Here is a 16,870-nt window from a genome sequence, read left to right on the forward strand (position 1 = left end):
ACCGCAGGGTGCTTGAGATCGGCGGGTCCGGGGTACCGAAAGCTCCATGCCGAGTGTGGGGCAAGTCGTCGGAGACCGTTATCGCCTGGTCGAGAGCATCGCCAGCGGCGGTATGGGTGAGGTGTGGCGGGCGGTCGACGAGACGCTGGGCCGCCGCGTCGCTGTCAAGATGCTGCAAGCTCGGCTGGTCACCGACGCCGGCTTCGGTGAGCGGTTCCGCCGCGAGGCGCGCGCCATGGCGGCCCTGCGTCACCCGGGTATCGCCCAGGTCTACGACTACGGGGAAGTGTCCCGGTCCGGAGAGCCGGTCCTCGCCTACATCGTGATGGAATGTGTGCAGGGGCAGCCCTTGTCGGAGCGGATCGCCGAGGTCGGCCGGCTGGACGTGACCGAGACGATGTCGATCGCCGCGCAGACCGCCCATGCCCTGCAGGCCGCGCACGACGCCGGCGTCGTGCACCGCGACGTCAAACCCGCCAATCTGATCATCGAGCCCGACGGGCACGTCGTACTCGTTGATTTTGGGGTTGCCGTGACGCCGGAGGCGGCAAGCCTGACTGGAACGAACCAGGTCGTCGGCACCGCCCTGTACATGGCACCAGAGCAGGTCTCGAAGAACGAGACCTCACCGGCGATCGACATCTATGCGCTGGGTGCGGTCGTCTACCACTGCCTCGCCGGTGGACCACCGCACCAGGGCGAGAACGCCGTCGCGGTGGCGCTACGGCACCTCGAAGAGGAACCGCCACCGCTGCCCGAGGGCGTCCCGTCGACGGTGCGGCGGTTGGTCGCCACCGCGATGGCCAAGGATCCCCTCCACCGCTTCCCGACGGCGGGGGCCATGGCCGCCGCGGCGCAGGCACTCGCGGACTCGCCCGACCAGGCCACCGTGGCGACCTCGATTGGGGTACGAACCGAGCGCATTACTGCACGGCGGTCGGCGCTCGGCGGTGCGGTGGGTCGGGCGGTCCGCCCTGGGCCCAAAGCGCTCGCGGTGCTTCTCGGGTCGTTGGCCGCCGCGGCTGCCGTCCTGGTGTTCGCCGACCCCACCGGGATGATGCCGGGCCCGTCTGGGCGACCGACGGTGCCTCCCGCAGTGCCACCTGCGGGGTCGCCATCGGTGCCGCCGCAGCGAGGTCCTGGCCCTGGCGCCGGTGGCGGCGAACCGGCCACGCACAGTTCTGCGGGCACGCCGGTTCGAGCATCCGGATCCCCGACCCCGACGGCCTCGGTTTCACCAGGCGAAGGACCGACAGGTCAAGCCACGCCGTCCGGGGAGAGCAGTGTGGATGCACCCGCCCCCAGCGCCTCCGAGAGTGCCCCTTCGAAACCGACGGCAGCTCCGACGGGCGGATCGTCGGCACCGACCGTGGAGCCGACGGAGGAACCAGCGACCGACCCGACGGAGTCTGGCGTGGCAGCCGAGGCCGCCACGCCAGACGTGCCGTGACAGGAACTGGTCGGGGTCAGCCCGTGCGGCAGGTGACCGTCGGCCAAGTCCAGTTGCCGTTGGCCATGATCGTCACCCCGAAGTTGTTCCCGTTGCCGTTCGGTCTGGCGGTGACGGTGCCGCTCGTGCCGCTGACGGAGGCGTTCCAGCTGTTCTGAATGCTCTGGCCGCCGCCGAGGCCGAGGCTGACGACCCAGCTGTTGGTGCCGCTGACCGCGACGTTGAGATTGAACCGGTCGCCCCACTGCTGGCCGGCGGACAGCGTCGCATTGCAGTTGCCGGTCCCGGGGTTGCCGGTGGTGGGTCCGGAGGTCGGGTTACCGCCGCCGCCACCGCCCTCCCGGACGGTGATGTCGGAGCTCCCACTGCTCTGGTAGCCCTCGGTGGCCATGATCTGGTAGCTATGGTTGCTGCCAAGGTTCAAGCCGGCGCGGGCCCAGGCGTCGAAGTGGTTGGCGGTGGTGATGGTGCCACTCGAGCGCTTCTGTTGGCGGACGCTCCAGAACTGGTAGAACGTCTGGGTGCCGTCGATCGACGGGGCGTTGACCCGCTGGCTGCGGAGGATGTCGTAGGTGCCGCCGTCAGTGGTGACCGTGCCCATCCGGGTGGCGCCGCTGCTCGGGTTGTAGCTGCCGAAGTTCTCCACCACGTAGTACTCGATGAGCGGGTTGCGCGTCCATCCGTACAGGGCGAGGTAGGTGTTGTTGTTGCCCGGGTTGTAGCTGCCCGAGTAGGTGACCGTCCGTCGGTTGCCGGTGGCCCAACCCTTGCCGCCGACCCAGTTGTTGGTGCTCCTGTCCCAACTGCTGGTGTAACGGCCGTCGGCACGCAGCGTCATGCTGGCGTTGCCGCTGTCCTTCCAGAAAGAGAAGTAGTAGCCGTTGTGCGTGCCGGTGGTGCTCGAGCTGACCGTCCGATCGGCCTCGGCGTACGCGTTGGTGGCCGTCATCGTGCCGGCGACGACCAGTGCAGCGGCGCACGCGGCGCCGAGGAGCAACCGCATGCGGCCGCGCCTCCCCGGTCTGGTGGGGGTGTGTTTGTCGACCATGAACGTGTTCCTCCTCGTGGCGGCTGGCGGGGGCCAGCGGTGCGGTACGACCCAGCAGGCTGGCGGCGGCCGAATGAAGGCCACGGCGTCGTAGCGCGTGGTGGTGGTCTGCCGGTCGTCCTGCACGACGACCGGAGGAGTGGGTCGCGGTGACTGCATCGACGGTGATAGAACACCGTCGATGGCGACCGTATTAACCCGGCCGTCAACTTGTCAACAATTTTCGGAAACAACGCAGCATCCGCGCTCTGGCGATCGATCTCATGCACGAGGGCATCCATCCTGGTCAGTAGTCGATCAGAGTCCAGAGTGGTCACGTCGGTGCCGCAATGGGGGATCGCGGCCAGCCAGGCAGCCGCCGAAAACTTCCGGAGACTTTCCGGACCGCTGCCACTGCGGCTGTCGCGGGTCCGCCAGAAGGCGGGAACCTCCTGTCGCCGCTCTCCCATACAGAACGCCTCAAGGACGTTGACATGGGCGGCAAGGCGGCCTCTCATGCAACCGCATGAGAGCATCAAGATCATGGAGATCAGGACCGGAACCGCGCAGGACGCCTTACGTGTGGCGAGCATGCACACCGACAGTTGGCGGGCAGCGTATTCCGGCCTGATGCCGGCCAGCTACCTGGACGGCTCGCTGCGAGACCAGCAAGCAGACATGTGGAAGAGCCGGCTGACGCCCGCGACTCAGCGCGACGGCGACACGGATGGTGGCCACCTGCTGATCGCCGAGCACGGCATCGACCTACTCGGCTTCGCCTACCTCATCCCCGGCCCGGACGGGCGGATCCTGCTTGACAACCTGCACGTCAATCCGGCACACACCGGCGGCGGCATCGGACGCTGCTTGCTACGGCACGCCTTCACCTGGGCGGCTACCACCCACCCTGGCCAACCCGTGTATCTGGAAGTGCTACGCGACAACACCCGCGCGATAGCCTTCTACACCAAGGCCGGCGGCCACGCCACAGCAGCCCGCATGGCGCGCTTCCCCGCAGGGTTCGAGTTGCCCGAGATCGAGTACACCTGGGATGCAGACGCCATCAGTGCCTACGCTGCGGGGCACCGAGACGACCCGGACGCGGAGTCAACTGGCGCGCCCTCTTCTGCCGTGCTCCGCCCAGTTGCAGTTGCACGGTTGGGTCCAACTGGGTTGTGTTCGGGAGCCCGCTCATTCTGAGCGGGGTTCCCCGGAGCCTGGCCCGACTCGAACGGTGCTGCCACCCCTGGGCTCAGTGACGCGCGGTACCGGCGCCGCGCGTTGGGCAGGCCGGCCTCAAAGCGTAGTTCTCCCGGGGTCCGGCCAGGGGTGTCCGCACCCGCCGCTGACAGCGCGCGTCCGAGACGACCGGATCTGTCGATGAGCGGGCGGGGGTCTTGTCGTTGGATCCGGACAGAGCCGCGAGAAGGGCGCTCACCGCTGCCAGTTGTAGGGCGTCGTCTTGTAGGGCGTCGTCGTCGACACCTTGATCAGGCCGTAGCGTTCAAGGATCGGACGCGAGTACTCGGTCGAGTCGCTGTTGATGAGTGTCTTGCCCATACGGAGTGCTGAGCGGGCCCGCGCCGCGGTCAACGCGCGGTAGATCCCACGGCCGCGCCACTCCGCAAGGGTCGCGCCTCCCCAGATCCCGGCGAAGTCGGTCCCAGGCACCGGCTCCAGCCGGCCGGCACTGACGATCCGTCCCCCCGCCTCTGCAACCCACAATTCCATTCCGTCATCGCGGGCCAGGCGGCGCAGGAGGGCGTTCGCCATGTCATCGCTGACCGGGTTCTCAAAGGCTTCGTCTTGCATCGCACTCATCGCGCGGACGTCCGCTTCCTCGCTGACCCGACGCAGTGTCACGCCTTCGGGCAGCGGAACGTCAACGGCTAGGCCGCGCGTCGGTCAGCCGGACTCCAGCCAATCGAGTGCCAGTGCCGGCAAGCGCTCACCCAATGCGATGAGCACGAAACGTAGGATGGTCATTCGGCAGCGCCGGCATTTCCGCCACAACCGCCGGAGCCGGCAGCGCGTGCACCCCGGACCGGGCGGGGCAGGAAACTGATCGCATGTCCTCGACCATGCTCGTGGTTGGCCCGAAGCTCGGTGTTGCGCTGGTTGTGTTGACTCTCGTGGCGGCGGCCGTCGTGACCCTCGGAAAACTGGGTCATGGTCGGCAGGTCATGGTCGCCGCCGTTCGTGCCGCGATCCAGCTGGGTGCCGTGTCGCTGCTGATCGCGGGCATCGCGGTGTCGCTGTTCGCCACGGCTGCGTTTGTCGTTCTGATGTGTGCGGTGGCGGCGGGTACCTCCGGTCGGCGTGTCACGGGTGGCAGTCGGGGTTGGTGGGCTGGCGCGCCGATCGTGGTGGGCAGCATGCTGGTGGTGGCGGGGCTGCTGTTGGCGGGCCTGGTGCCGATGCGCGGCATCGCGATCATTCCCGTCGCGGGGATCTTGATCGGCGGGGCGATGACCGCGACTTCGCTGGCGGGCCGTCGCGCGGTCGACGAGCTGATCAGCCGGCGCGGTGAGGTGGAGGCCGGCCTGGCCCTGGGCATGCTGCCCCGCGACGCCGTGCTGCTGGTGTGCCGTCCGGCGGCCGGACAGGCGTTGGTCCCGGCACTCGACCAGACCCGGACGGTGGGCCTGGTGACCCTGCCCGGCGCGTTCGTCGGGGTGCTGCTCGGGGGAGCGAGCCCTCTCGCCGCCGGCGTGACGCAGTTGGTCGTCCTCGTCGGGCTCCTCGCCGTGGAGGCCGTCGCGGTTGTCCTCACCGTCGAGTTGGTGGCCCGCGGCCGTCTTCAACCCGCTGGGTCGGGGCTGCGGTCGCGCGACTGACGGAACCGGTGACGGTACGGTCGCCACCCTCGCCGCCTGTTCGTAGGAGATCCAGACCCAGCCCTGACCGAAGCCTGGCGCAGGCCAGGATCGCAGGTGAACGAAGCAGGTAGCCGAGAGAATGCAGCCCCCGATGTGTCGAGGCCGATGAGTGCCACGTCGGTTCGTGGGGCGCGGGTAGCGTGTGGCGGCATGGGCGACGGCTACACGGCACGGGCTCCGCGGTGGTTGCGTGTGGCGTTCACCGTCGCATCAGTGGCCGTGTCGGTGCCGGTGTTGACGTTGGATCCGGTGATCGGGGCGCCGGTCGTGGGGCGGTTGCTCGCGGCGGCGCTGATCGCGGTGCAGGCGGCGGCGTTGTGGCGGCTCGGTGCCCAGCCCCGGCTGGCAACTGTGGTGGTGCTGGTGGTGAGCGCCGGGTTGCAGGTGCTGTTTCCGGCGTTCGGCCCGGGGATCGCGTTCGTGGTGCTGTGTACGTACGCCTGGCTGCGCCCGGCCGTGGCAACTCTGTGGATCTTGGTGCCGGCGGTACTGGCGGTGTGCGGGCCGGCGGCGGCCCGGGGGCAGTGGGCTCTCGCCGCGCTGTGGTTGGGAGCGGTGCTGCTGGCCTGGAGCTGGGGTGCCTTGGCCCGGGCCCGCGGCGCACGCCGGCAGGCGGAGCGCCGGCAGGCGGTCTTGGAGGAGCGGGCCCGGATCGCCCGCGAGCTTCATGACGTGTTGTCGCACACCGTGTCGGTCATGGTGGTGCAGGCGGCCGCCGCCGACGACGTGTTCGACGCGAACCCCCAGCAGGCCCGCGAGGCGCTGCGGCGCACCGAGCAGGCTGGGCGACAGGCACTGACGGAGCTGCGCTGGTTCATGCGTACGGTCCGTGCGGACGCGGACGCGGACAGCGAAGGGAGCGGCGAGGCGGGTCCGCAGCCGACACTGGCCGATGTGGAGCGGCTTGCCGGCACGATGGGCGAGACGGGTCTGCGTGTGACGGTGCGGCACGAGGGCAGGGGTGAGGTCCCGTTGGGCGTGCAGTTGAGTGCGTACCGCATAGTTCAGGAGGCGCTGACGAACACGCTGCGCCACGCCCGAGCCTCCCAGGCCGAGGTGCTGCTACAGATCTGCGAGTCGGAGGTGTACGTGCGGATCCGCGACGACGGCACCAGCGGCGGCACGACGAACCGGGCCGGGCACGGTCTGCTGGGGATGCGGGAAAGGGCTGACCTGCTCGGCGGGACCCTGCGGGCGGGGCCGCGGCCGGACGGCGGGTTCGAGGTCGACGCGCGGCTTCCGCTGCGGGAGCCGGTGTGACAATCAAGGTGTTGATCGCCGACGATCAGGCGCTGGTCCGGTCCGGCTTCCGCATGATCCTGGAGGCGCGCGACGACCTCACCGTTGTCGGTGAGGCGAGCGATGGCGAGCAGGCGGTACGCCTGGCCGCCCAGACCCGCCCGGATGTCGTACTGATGGACGTGCGGATGCCCGGCACCGACGGCCTGGCAGCGACCGCACGGCTGACCAGTGCCCCGGGCGCGCCGAAGGTCATCATCCTGACGACGTACGACCTTGAGGAGCCGCTGTATGCGGCGCTGCGGGCGGGCGCGAGCGGCTTCCTGCTCAAGGATGTCCGGCCGGCCGATCTGGTCGAGGCGATCCGGGTGGTGGCACGCGGTGACGCCCTGCTCGCCCCGACGGCGACACGCCGGTTGTTGGACCGGTTCGTGGCGACCGAGGTGACACCGCAGGCACCGCCCGGAGGCCTGAGCCAGCTCACCGACCGCGAACGGGAGGTGCTGATGCTGCTGGCGAGGGGCGCCTCCAACGCCGAGATCGCCGCCCGGCTCGTGGTGTCCGAAGCCACCGTCAAGACCCACGTGTCGGCGATCCTACGCAAGCTGGAGGTCCGGGACCGAGTCCAGGCCGTCGTGCTCGCCTACGACCTCGGACTGGTCCGCCCCCGCCCCTCATCCTGAAGTCGTAGACGCAAGACCCGTCGATCGCCGGAGGTGGTGCCCTCACCACATTCCTACGGTCGAAGCATGATGACACCTCAGCAGCGCGGAGCGATCCGACTCGTCGTGATGCTGCTCATCGCCAGCCTCACCATGAGCGTCGGCTTCGCCGTTCTCACCCTCGTGTTCCGCACCGATGTGCTTGCCTACCAGCAGGCCAGGCAACCCGACGCCGACCCCGACGCCTTGGCCGCCACGTTGTGGACCCGACCGATCCCGATCTTCCTCGTCGCGGTGCTGTACATCTGGGTGGCCCGGCAACTACTCGCCGGCGCGCGGGGGGCGTACCGCCGGGTGCGCATCGTCTCGGCGCTCGGCTTCGTCGTTGTCGGCTGGTTGTTCATCTCGGCCGAGTACCCGGTCTGGCTGCGCGCCGTCCAAGCCGCCCAGCTCGCGGCGCTGGCCGCGCTGATCATCGCGGCCAACCGGCCGACGGTCCGGTCGGCGTTCCCCGCGGTACCGGATCTACGACCACGCAACCGGCGGGCCGCACTGCTACTGGCCGTCTTGGCGCCGATCGTCGCCGAGGTCAGCCTCGGCACCGTACCTCTGAACCAAGCCTGGGTGATGGTGATCTACGTGCCGATCTACGGCGCCGGCGCGCTGTTCATCCGGGAGGTGGTCCGGCGTAGCGGTGGTGGGGTAGCCAACCTGCTGATCATGGGTGTCGCCTATGGCCTCGTCGAAGAGGGCCTCGCCCTGCAGAGCCTTACGAGCCCGCACCTGTACGGTGCCGCCGACTGGGCGCCCCGGCTGCTCGGTGTGAACACCGCGTACACCGAGGTGACCCTCGTCTATCACGCCGTCTTCAGCGTCGCCGTTCCCATCGTCCTTGTCGAACTCCTCTTCGCCCGGCACGGCAACGCACCCTACCTACGTCGCGGTGGCCTGATCATGACCGGCGTCGTCGCCCTGCTCGGTGCCGCGCTGCTACGCGTCAGTGTCCCGCCGACGGAGGACCCGGGCTACGCCATGCCGCTGGTCGCCATCCTGATCATCACCGGTGCGGCCGCCGCACTCGTGGTGACCGCACTTCGGATCCGCGTCGGGCAGGCCCGCCCCGCCGAACCGCCGCGGGTCCTGGTTGTCGCCTGTGCCAGCGCCGTTGCCACCTTCGGGTTCCTCGCCATGCTCTGGCCATTCGCCGGGGCCCGGCAGCCGCTGTTCACCCACGGAGCCTGGGCGCTACTGCCCATGACCGGCGCCGCACTGATCATGGCCGTGACGATCTACGCGCTGCGGCGCTGGAGCGCCGACCCGGACTGGACGCCCCGGCACCGCTTCGCGGCGTGCCTCGGCGCTCTGGTCGCCCATACCGCCTTCGGCCTGGTCAGCAACGCCGAGGGCACAACCGATCGCGCGTTCCTCCTCGCCATCGGCGTCCTCACGGCGGTTGTCGGCTTCGTCGTGCTACACAAGACCGCTGCGGCAGGTGTCGACATCGCCAGAACCCACAGCACTGTCAGCCTCGGTCCTCGGTGAGAGACGTTGCCGCGCCCCGCAAGTCTTGCTCTGACGTGGCGAGTCTTCCTCGATCCGGCCTCGTCGGAACGTCATCATCACCTGTCAGCCCGGCGAAGCATCGCGTCTGTTTCGGGATCGGGCATGAGCTCCCGAACCTCTTGGGCGCAGCGGCAGGCGGCGGCAATCTTGGCAGCCCACGTCAGTGCCTCCTCGCGTGAGGTCACATCGACGATGACGAACCCTCCAGTGACCTCTTTGGTCTCCGGGTAAGGGCCGTCGGTGACCATCCCGTCCGTGGCCACGACGCTCGCCCTCTGGGATTCGAGCCCAGCGCCGAACACAAACACGCCGACGTCCACGGCCTCCTGGATCACCGCGTGCGAGGCCTTGCCCACGTCGGGCAGATCCGCGTCGGAAATGTGGTCCATCGCGCCGTCATTGAACGAGATCAAGTACCGCGTCATCTCATGACTCCCTTGTCCCGGCGGCCTCGTCCAGCCGCCTCTCGCCTGTTCTACGAACGACTCGCCCCGGATCCGACGCAATGTCCAGAAGAATTCTGCCGCGTGGTGTGCGTTCGCAGTCGAAGGCCCCGAAAGCGACGTCTGCGCACGCCACGGAGCCGTTGATCTTTGACCTCGAGTCCCGTCACGGCGATGTCGGCTCGCTGTTGCGACGCCCGGGCGGCCAGATCAAGCCCGGTGGCGGACGCCTCGCTGCTGTTGCTACAGTCAGGTTGTTGCTGAAGCAAATTTATCACCAGCAACTACTTTGTTGAAAGGACACCTTCGATGACCAAGCTCTCCGTCATCTACTACTCCTCGACCGGTACGGTCCACGCCATGGCCAAGCGGCTCGCCGAGGCTGGCGAGAAGGCCGGCGCCGAGGTGCGGCTGCGCCAGGTTCCGGAGCTTGCCCCCGAAGAGGCCATCGCCTCCAACGCCGCCTGGAGCCAGCACTTCGACGCTACGAAGAACGAGGCAAAGGCGACCGCCGACGACGTCGTCTGGGCAGACGCGGTGCTGTTCGGCACCCCCACCCGCTACGGCAACGTCTCAAGCCAGCTGAAGCAGTTCATTGACACCCTCGGCCCGCAGTGGGGCCAAGGCCTGCTGGCCGACAAGGTGTACGCCGGCTTCACCGCATCCATGACCGCCCACGGTGGCCAGGAGTCGACGCTCCTGGCGCTTTACAACACGATCCACCACTTCGGCGGTCTGGTCGTCGCCCCTGGCTACACCGACCCGCTGAAGTTCGGCGACGGCAACCCGTACGGCGTCTCGCACGTCACCGGCGGGAGCAACGACGCTCCGCTGGGCGACGCCCAGCTCAACGCCCTCGACCACATGGCTCAGCGGGTGGTCAAGATCGCCAGCAAGCTCAACGCCTGACGAGCCCCGATGGTGTCGGGCGGCCTGCCGAGCGGACGTGAACGATCAGTGGTCAGTGGTTCGCGTCGCTCGGAGCGCCCAGCAGGCCAAGGGCCGGTTTCCCACCATGGGAGACCGGCCCTGGTCCGCCTGAAGGAACTCGGAGCTGCCGCTCGACGAGGCGGCGGAGCGTCCGCCGACCGGACTCGGTCCGGGTGGTCATTCCGTGAGTGATGTCAGCATTTCCCGCAACCAGGCAATCTCGGTGCGGCTGGTGGCGGTGGCGATGCGGAACAACCCTTGGCGAAAGGGGTCGTGGGGGAAGTCGTCAGCGCGCAGCGGTCGGTCGCCGTCCCAGAAGAAGCTCGCCGGCTGGGTGAGGAAATCGAGCCGGCGGCGCAGGACGGCCGCTTGGGCTGCTGGGTCGTCGAGGTGGTGCAGGAAGGCCAGTAGCGTGAACCAGCGGTTCTCGTCGCTGATGAAGAGCTCGTCGGGTGTGCGGAGCTGACGCAGCAACTCGGCCTGCCCGTCCGGGCTCAGGATCAGCACGTGCCGTGGTGCCGCCACCTGGCCAGCCTGCACGTCCCGGCGAAGTAGACCCGCACGTTCCATGCGCTTGATCGTCGGGTACAGCGTCCCGTCCGCGATTGGCCGGACGTGGCCGGTGAGTGCGGCCACACGTCTGCGTAGCTCGTACCCGTGCAGCGGGGCGTCGGCCAGGAAGCCCAATATCGCGAAGTCCAACACCGTGTTAACTTACCTCGGCAACAGAATACCTCGGATGCGAGGTATCAGTCAGGAGGTACGTGATGCGCGGCGCCCAGGTGCGACCAGATGGCACGACGATCCGCTGGGTGGAACTCCCCGGCACCGAACCCACTCGGGTCTACCTGCACGGGCTCGGCGCGTCCTCTCCGACGTACTTCGCGGCCGTGGCCACCAACCCCGCCCTCGCCGGACGGCGCAGCCTGCTGATGGATCTGCTCGGGCACGGCATCAGCGACCGACCAGCCGACGCCTCGTACACGCTGGAGGAGCACGCCGACCTCGCCGCTGCCGCGCTGACAGCAGCCGGGGTCAGCGCCGCCGAGGTAATCGCACACAGCATGGGTGGCGCCGTCGCCATCGTCCTGGCCTCCCGCCACCCCCACCTGGTCTCCGCGCTGGTCCTCGTCGACGCCACCCTCGACCCGCAACCTCCGGGCGTCGGCATCGGCGCCCGCTACACCGAGGAGCAATTCGTGCTCGGCGACGGCCGATCCGAGACGCTTACCCGAGTCGGCCCGGCCTGGGCGGCGACGATGCGACTCGCGGGTCCGGAGGCGCTTTACCGCACGGCGGCACACCTCGGCCACGGCACCACCCCCACCATGCGGGAACTGCTGCTCGAACTGCCCGTGCCGCGCACATACCTCCACCCGGCAGACAACGAACCGATCGGTGCGCGCGCCCTGGCCGACGCCGGCGTGCGGGTGGTCGCCGTACCCGACTCCGGGCACAACATCATGCTGGACAACCCCGACGGCTTCGTCGCGGCCACAGTCGCGGCATTGCCGGCGTAGGTCAAGCGTTCCATCCGGACGCTGCGAGCGGTCGGCGAGCTGGTCGTCAGCCCAGCCAGCGACCAGCACGCATCAGGTCACGCCCGGCTAGCTCGTTCTCCTCCCGCCACGCCTGTATCCGGCGAGGTGTCACTCGAAAGTACGCGTAGCGGGTTGTGCCGACCCGCGCATCCCAGAGTTTCGTGGCGAATGCGTCGGCTAGATCGCCTGGCACGGTCTCGCGCGAGAACGTTTCGACAATGCCGTCGATGAGTACCACGTCGCGGGTCGGACCGACGGACATCCGTACTCGTCCAGAGGACCGCAGATTGCGCGCGGTCGGGGTGGATTCGGCTGTCGCCAGGATGAACACCGTGCTGTCCCAGAGGAAGGACAGCGGCACCAGGTAGGCATTGCCGGCCCGGTCCGCCGAGGCGACCCATGCGTCCAGGTCCTGGTTGAGGCGGGCGAGCGTGTCCTGCTTTCGTCGCTCGAGAGGTCCGCCGGGATCGGTCAGGGCGGATGCCCGTTCGACGGAGACGGCGCTGGCGGATCATCGGGATAGCGTCGCCCGTTGTCGGGAGTCGAACCATGCGCCCCCATGCCAGCCTTACGTTCACAAACTTCGATGTCATGGTCCCGGCTCGATGGTGAGTAGCGGTGCACTGTGGACGGTTGTGTGAGGAGGCTTCATGCGCGGACGCAGATGGGCGACCCTGGTAGCGGCGGTGACGCTCGCACTGGGCGGGCTGGTCGGGATTGGCGCCACTTCGGCTTCGGCGGACCCGCCGGGCGGCACGCTGCGCGGCGTCTACTCCGACGGCCAGTTCTGCAACAGTTGGGGCAGCGAGGGTGCCCGGACCGGCCTGTGGAGTTGGTACTACTGCGAGTACCGCCAGTACGGTCCCACCAGCCCCGGCTTCTACTTCCTCTGGACCTTCACCTATTAGGGCGAGTGAGACGCTCCTAATCCTCGCCCGGGCTGTGAGCGCAGCCTGCAGCCGGCGGTGACCGTCGGTCACCTCCGTCAGGGCGGATGCGGTAGTGAGCGGTATGCCTCAGAGTCATATTCATACCTCTGAGGTATACCGCTCACCAGCACATCGCCATGGCGGGCAGCCAAAGCGGATAGCGAGCGTCCTTCGCGTACTGCCACCGCGGATTTGCGGTGGCAGTACGTTTTTTTCGGGCACCTGCGGCTTGGCGTCCGTCATGCCTCGCGGGATCCGAGTATCGGCGCCTGTGGGTCGAAGGGTCGGGCGCGCTGCGGCTGGACGGCGGCTGGTGAACGTCCGCCTCGGCGACGCGCCGGATGGCGTAAAACTTGATCCGTTCCAGAAAAGTGAGCTAGTGTTCGTCAAGTGATGTCCGACTTCGAGGCGCAACTGCGGGCCGCCTCGCTGCGCGTGACCCGGCCCCGATTGGCGGTGCTCGCGGCGCTGCGCGACCATCCCCATATCGGCACTGACGCGGTGATCGCGCGGGTACGGGCGGATCATCCCACGGTCTCCCACCAAGCGGTGTATGACGTGCTGCGTGTGCTCACCGACGCTGGTCTGGTGCGGCGCATCCAGCCTGCCGGTGCGACCGCCCGCTACGAGTCCCGGGTCGCGGACAACCACCACCATGTCGTTTGCCGTTCCTGCGGCGTGATCGCCGACGTCGACTGCGCCGTCGGGCACGCCCCCTGTCTCACCGCCTCGGTCGACCACGGGTTCGTGATCGACGAGGCGGAGGTCGTCTATTGGGGCACCTGTCCCGACTGTGCGACCGAACGCATGCCCCAGAGATCCGCAAGCTCGGAAGGAAGCAAATGAGCGACACCCAGGACAATGGCCCCATCAGTGCGCAGGGCGTGGACCAGAAGGCAGCGGCCGGTTGCCCGGTCGCGCACGACTCGGTGACCGCGCACGGCAGCGAGAGCGAGAACCCGGCGATCGACTCGCCGACGCCGAAGACCGGTGGCCGTCCGCGCACCAACCGGGACTGGTGGCCCAACCAGCTCGACCTCTCGGTGTTGCACGCCCACTCCTCCAAGGGCAACCCGCTGGGGGAGAGCTTCAGCTACGCCAAGGAGTTCGCGAAGCTCGACGTCGATGCCCTCAAGCGGGACATCGTCGAGGTGCTCACCACCTCGCAGGACTGGTGGCCGGCGGACTTCGGCCACTACGGCGGCCTGATGATCCGGATGAGCTGGCACGCCGCTGGCACCTACCGCATCCAGGACGGTCGGGGTGGGGCCGGCGACGGCGGGCAGCGTTTCGCCCCGCTCAACAGCTGGCCCGACAACGCGAACCTCGACAAGGCCCGCCGACTGCTGTGGCCGGTCAAGCAGAAGTACGGCCAGCAGATCTCCTGGGCCGACCTGCTCGTGCTCGCCGGCAACGTCGCCCTGGAGTCGATGGGCTTCAAGACCTTCGGCTTCGGCTTCGGCCGCGAGGACGTGTGGGAGCCCGAGGAGATCTTCTGGGGTCCGGAGGACACCTGGCTCGGTGACGAGCGCTATGTCTCCGAGGCGCAGATGGCCGAGGGCGTCGGTTCGACGGAGATGGGCCTCATCTACGTCAACCCCGAGGGGCCTCGCGGCAGCGCGGACTTCCGGGCTGCGGCGCACTTCATCCGCGAGACCTTCGGCCGGATGGCGATGAACGACGAGGAGACCGTCGCCCTCATCGCCGGCGGCCACACCTTCGGTAAGACCCACGGCGCTGGTGTCGCTGACGACCACGTCGGCGCGGAGCCCGAGGGTGCCCCGCTGGAGTCGCAGGGCCTCGGCTGGCTGAGCACCCACGCCAGTGGCAAGGGCGCTGACACGATCACCAGTGGCCTCGAGGTGACGTGGACCGACCGGCCGACGCAGTGGAGCAACCGCTTCTTCGAGATCCTCTTCGGCTACGAGTGGGAACTCACCACGAGCCCCGGTGGCGCCAAGCAGTGGGTCGCCAAGGACGCCGAGGCGATCATCCCGGACGCCTTCGACCCGGCGAAGAAGCACAAGCCGACGATGCTCACGACGGACCTGTCGCTGCGCTTCGACCCGACCTACGAGAAGATCTCGCGCCGCTTCCTGGAGAACCCGGACGAGTTCGCGCTGGCCTTCGCGAAGGCCTGGTACAAGCTGCTGCACCGCGACATGGGCCCGGTCAGCCGCTTCCTCGGGCCGTGGGTCGCCGAGCCCCAGCTGTGGCAGGACCCGGTGCCGGCCGTCAGCGACGCGCTCGTTGGTGACGCCGACGTCGCCGCCCTCAAGGCGAAGGTCCTGGAGTCCGGCCTCACGACCGCCCAGTTGGTTTCCACCGCCTGGGCTTCCGCCGCCAGTTACCGGTCGACCGACAAGCGCGGTGGCGCCAACGGTGCCCGCCTCCGCCTTGAGCCGCAGCGCAGCTGGGAGGTCAACCAGCCCGAGCAGCTCGCGACTGTCCTGGACACCCTCGAGGGCATCCAGCGGGAGTTCAACGCTGCGGGTGGCGCGACGATCTCGCTCGCCGATCTGATCGTGCTGGCCGGCTCGGCCGCCGTTGAGAAGGCGGCGCGCGACGCCGGCGTCGAGGTGACCGTGCCGTTCCGGGCGGGCCGCACCGACGCCAGCGCGGAGCAGACCGACACCGATTCCTTCCGGGTCCTCGAGCCGCGCGCGGACGGGTTCCGCAACTACCTGCGTGCCGGCGAGAAGACCCAGCCGGAGGTGCTGCTGCTCGACCGCGCCTACATGCTCAGCCTGACCGCGCCCGAGATGACCGTCCTCGTCGGCGGTCTGCGCTCCCTCGGGGCCAACACCGGCGGCACCCAGCACGGCGTTCTCACCGACCGGCCCGGCGTGCTCACCAACGACTTCTTCGCCAACCTGCTGTCCCCGGGCACCCGGTGGAGCGCGTCGAAGTCCGACGAGCACGTGTACGAGATCCGCGACCTGGCAACCGATGAGGTGAAGTGGACCGCCACTGCGGTCGACCTCATCTTCGGCTCCAACTCGCAGCTGCGAGCCCTCGCGGAGGTCTACGCCAGCCAGGACGCTCGCGAGAAGTTCGTGGCCGACTTCGTGGCAGCCTGGACCAAGGTCATGGAGCTCGACCGGTTCGATCTCGCCTGACAGGTTCCAACTGACGAGCCCCGGTCATCCACCGCGATGATCGGGGCTCGTTGCCGTGCGTGGTTGCTCACCAAGTGTCGGGTTTGCCGACGGTGATGCTGCTCGCACCGGTCCACCGAACCACGGTGATCTAGGTGCGACTCGCTGGATCAGGTACCGTCGCCTGGCACAAAGTCTTTGCAGCAACTGGCTTCCTGCGATTGGGAAGCCGAACCGGAGGGACACAGCCGTGAGGTTCCAAAGCGCCGTCCGCCAGGCCGGTCTTGTCGTGGCGGTCGCCGCCCTCGCGGTGACCGCGGGCTGCGCCAAGAAGGATGACAGCGAGGTCCAGGCGAACGGGGTCAAGCTGGTCGCGGCGGGCAAGCTGACCGTCTGCACCCACCTGCCGTACGCGCCGTTCCAGTCCAAGGACGCCAGCGGCAAGGTGACCGGCTTCGACGTCGAGATCATGGACCTGGTGGCCAAGGACCTGGGCGTCGAGCAGACGATCATCGACACCCCGTTCGAGGGGATCAAGTCCGGCCAGGACCTCAACACTGGCAAGTGCGACGCGGCCGCCGCCGGCATGACGATCACCGAGGAACGGCAGAAGGTGATGAACTTCTCCGACCCGTACTTCGACGCCACCCAGGCGATGCTGGTGAAGACCGGCAAGCCGTACAAGTCGCTCGACGACCTCAGGGGCAAGAAGGTGGGCGTCCAGGCGGCCACCACGGGCCGTGACTACGCCAAGAAGTTCGAGAAGGAGAAGGGCCTGCAGATCGTCGAGTTCGAGGATCTCGCCGCCCAGCAGCAGGCCCTCGCCAACGGCCAGGTCGAGGCCGCCGTCAACGACCTGCCGGTCTGGACCGAGTACCTCAAGGCGAACCCGGGCGGGTTCCAGGTGGCCGCCGAGTTCGACACCGGCGAGCAGTACGGCTTCTCGGTGAAGAAGGACGGCAACCCGGAACTGCTCAAGAAGATCAACGAGGCGCTGGCCAAGGCCAAGCAGGACGGCACGTACGACACGATCTACGAGAAGTGGATCGGCAAGCGGCCGAGCGCCTGATCGACGCTCACAGCCGGAGGGCGCGCGTCTCGCGCGCCCT

The 16,870-nt window shown here is 68.5% G+C and carries 17 protein-coding genes; 12 read left to right on the forward strand and 5 right to left on the reverse strand.

Translation table 11 applies throughout. The features are described 5' to 3' along the window. Positions 1–46: 46 nt before the first annotated feature. Entirely contained in the window at positions 47–1,450 is a 1,404-nt protein-coding gene (locus ACLQ28_RS17225) for a protein kinase domain-containing protein (protein ID WP_425687280.1), read from the forward strand. Between the two features lie 16 nt (positions 1,451–1,466). On the opposite strand, the gene ACLQ28_RS17230 is transcribed toward ACLQ28_RS17225, so the two are convergent. Continuing rightward, positions 1,467–2,453, reverse strand: coding sequence for a glycoside hydrolase family 11 protein (locus ACLQ28_RS17230; RefSeq protein ID WP_425687281.1), 987 nt, complete (start codon positions 2,451–2,453; stop codon positions 1,467–1,469). 540 nt (positions 2,454–2,993) lie between these two features. On the opposite strand from ACLQ28_RS17230, the gene ACLQ28_RS17235 reads away from it, so the two are divergent. Next, positions 2,994–3,677 carry a GNAT family N-acetyltransferase gene (locus tag ACLQ28_RS17235; protein ID WP_425687282.1) on the forward strand — a complete coding sequence of 228 codons (684 nt, stop codon included), beginning with the start codon at positions 2,994–2,996 and terminating at the stop codon, positions 3,675–3,677. A 234-nt stretch (positions 3,678–3,911) separates the two neighbouring features. Here ACLQ28_RS17235 and ACLQ28_RS17240 read toward each other — a convergent pair whose 3' ends face one another. Further along, positions 3,912–4,340, reverse strand: coding sequence for a GNAT family N-acetyltransferase (locus ACLQ28_RS17240; RefSeq protein WP_425687283.1), 429 nt, complete (start codon positions 4,338–4,340; stop codon positions 3,912–3,914). Positions 4,341–4,546: 206 nt separating this feature from the next. On the opposite strand from ACLQ28_RS17240, the gene ACLQ28_RS17245 reads away from it, so the two are divergent. The 4 genes from ACLQ28_RS17245 (at position 4,547) to ACLQ28_RS17260 (ending at position 8,799) form a co-directional block, all read left to right on the forward strand. After that, complete coding sequence (locus ACLQ28_RS17245) at positions 4,547–5,314, forward strand: ABC transporter permease (RefSeq protein WP_425687284.1); 768 nt, start codon at positions 4,547–4,549, stop codon at positions 5,312–5,314. Positions 5,315–5,506: 192 nt separating this feature from the next. Beyond that, positions 5,507–6,616, forward strand: coding sequence for a sensor histidine kinase (locus ACLQ28_RS17250; RefSeq protein ID WP_425687285.1), 1,110 nt, complete (start codon positions 5,507–5,509; stop codon positions 6,614–6,616). Beyond that, entirely contained in the window at positions 6,613–7,278 is a 666-nt protein-coding gene (locus ACLQ28_RS17255) for a response regulator (RefSeq protein ID WP_425687286.1), read from the forward strand. Before ACLQ28_RS17250 ends, ACLQ28_RS17255 begins: the two co-directional genes overlap by 4 nt. Before the next feature lie 66 nt (positions 7,279–7,344). Continuing rightward, on the forward strand, positions 7,345–8,799 hold the full coding sequence (locus ACLQ28_RS17260) for a hypothetical protein (RefSeq protein WP_425687287.1): 1,455 nt from the start codon (positions 7,345–7,347) through the stop codon (positions 8,797–8,799). A 77-nt stretch (positions 8,800–8,876) separates the two neighbouring features. Here the strand turns inward: ACLQ28_RS17260 and ACLQ28_RS17265 are convergent, their stop codons facing one another. Then, positions 8,877–9,245, reverse strand: a complete 369-nt coding sequence (locus ACLQ28_RS17265) for a YciI family protein (protein WP_425687288.1) — start codon at positions 9,243–9,245, stop codon at positions 8,877–8,879. A gap of 327 nt (positions 9,246–9,572) precedes the next feature. Here ACLQ28_RS17265 and wrbA point away from each other — a divergent pair, with 327 nt between their 5' ends. Then, a complete protein-coding gene (gene wrbA, locus ACLQ28_RS17270; protein ID WP_425687289.1) occupies positions 9,573–10,172 on the forward strand; it encodes an NAD(P)H:quinone oxidoreductase in 600 nt (199 codons plus the stop codon). 198 nt (positions 10,173–10,370) lie between these two features. Here the strand turns inward: wrbA and ACLQ28_RS17275 are convergent, their stop codons facing one another. Beyond that, the gene (locus ACLQ28_RS17275; RefSeq protein WP_425687290.1) at positions 10,371–10,898 is read right to left on the reverse strand and encodes a helix-turn-helix transcriptional regulator; all 528 of its coding nucleotides are present in this window, start codon (positions 10,896–10,898) and stop codon (positions 10,371–10,373) included. Between the two features lie 62 nt (positions 10,899–10,960). Here ACLQ28_RS17275 and ACLQ28_RS17280 point away from each other — a divergent pair, with 62 nt between their 5' ends. After that, the gene (locus ACLQ28_RS17280; RefSeq protein ID WP_425687291.1) at positions 10,961–11,713 is read left to right on the forward strand and encodes an alpha/beta fold hydrolase; all 753 of its coding nucleotides are present in this window, start codon (positions 10,961–10,963) and stop codon (positions 11,711–11,713) included. A gap of 46 nt (positions 11,714–11,759) precedes the next feature. Here the strand turns inward: ACLQ28_RS17280 and ACLQ28_RS17285 are convergent, their stop codons facing one another. Then, the gene (locus tag ACLQ28_RS17285; RefSeq protein WP_425687407.1) at positions 11,760–12,209 is read right to left on the reverse strand and encodes a pyridoxamine 5'-phosphate oxidase family protein; all 450 of its coding nucleotides are present in this window, start codon (positions 12,207–12,209) and stop codon (positions 11,760–11,762) included. A gap of 175 nt (positions 12,210–12,384) precedes the next feature. Between ACLQ28_RS17285 and ACLQ28_RS17290 the strand changes: the two genes are divergently transcribed. The 4 genes from ACLQ28_RS17290 to ACLQ28_RS17305 all read left to right on the forward strand — a co-directional run bounded on the left by ACLQ28_RS17290 (position 12,385) and on the right by ACLQ28_RS17305 (position 16,830). Further along, positions 12,385–12,642 (forward strand): hypothetical protein, encoded by a 258-nt coding sequence (locus ACLQ28_RS17290; RefSeq protein ID WP_425687292.1) that lies wholly within the window; start codon positions 12,385–12,387, stop codon positions 12,640–12,642. 411 nt (positions 12,643–13,053) lie between these two features. Continuing rightward, positions 13,054–13,509, forward strand: coding sequence for a Fur family transcriptional regulator (locus tag ACLQ28_RS17295; protein WP_425687293.1), 456 nt, complete (start codon positions 13,054–13,056; stop codon positions 13,507–13,509). Continuing rightward, positions 13,506–15,782: a catalase/peroxidase HPI gene (gene katG, locus ACLQ28_RS17300; protein WP_425687294.1), complete on the forward strand. Its 2,277-nt coding sequence runs from the start codon at positions 13,506–13,508 to the stop codon at positions 15,780–15,782. Before ACLQ28_RS17295 ends, katG begins: the two co-directional genes overlap by 4 nt. A 229-nt stretch (positions 15,783–16,011) precedes the next feature. Beyond that, entirely contained in the window at positions 16,012–16,830 is an 819-nt protein-coding gene (locus tag ACLQ28_RS17305; RefSeq protein ID WP_425687295.1) for a basic amino acid ABC transporter substrate-binding protein, read from the forward strand. The last annotated feature ends 40 nt before the right edge of the window (positions 16,831–16,870 follow it).

Origin of the sequence: Micromonospora sp. DT201 (genome assembly GCF_049841575.1) — a bacterium.
GTDB lineage: Bacteria > Actinomycetota > Actinomycetes > Mycobacteriales > Micromonosporaceae > Micromonospora.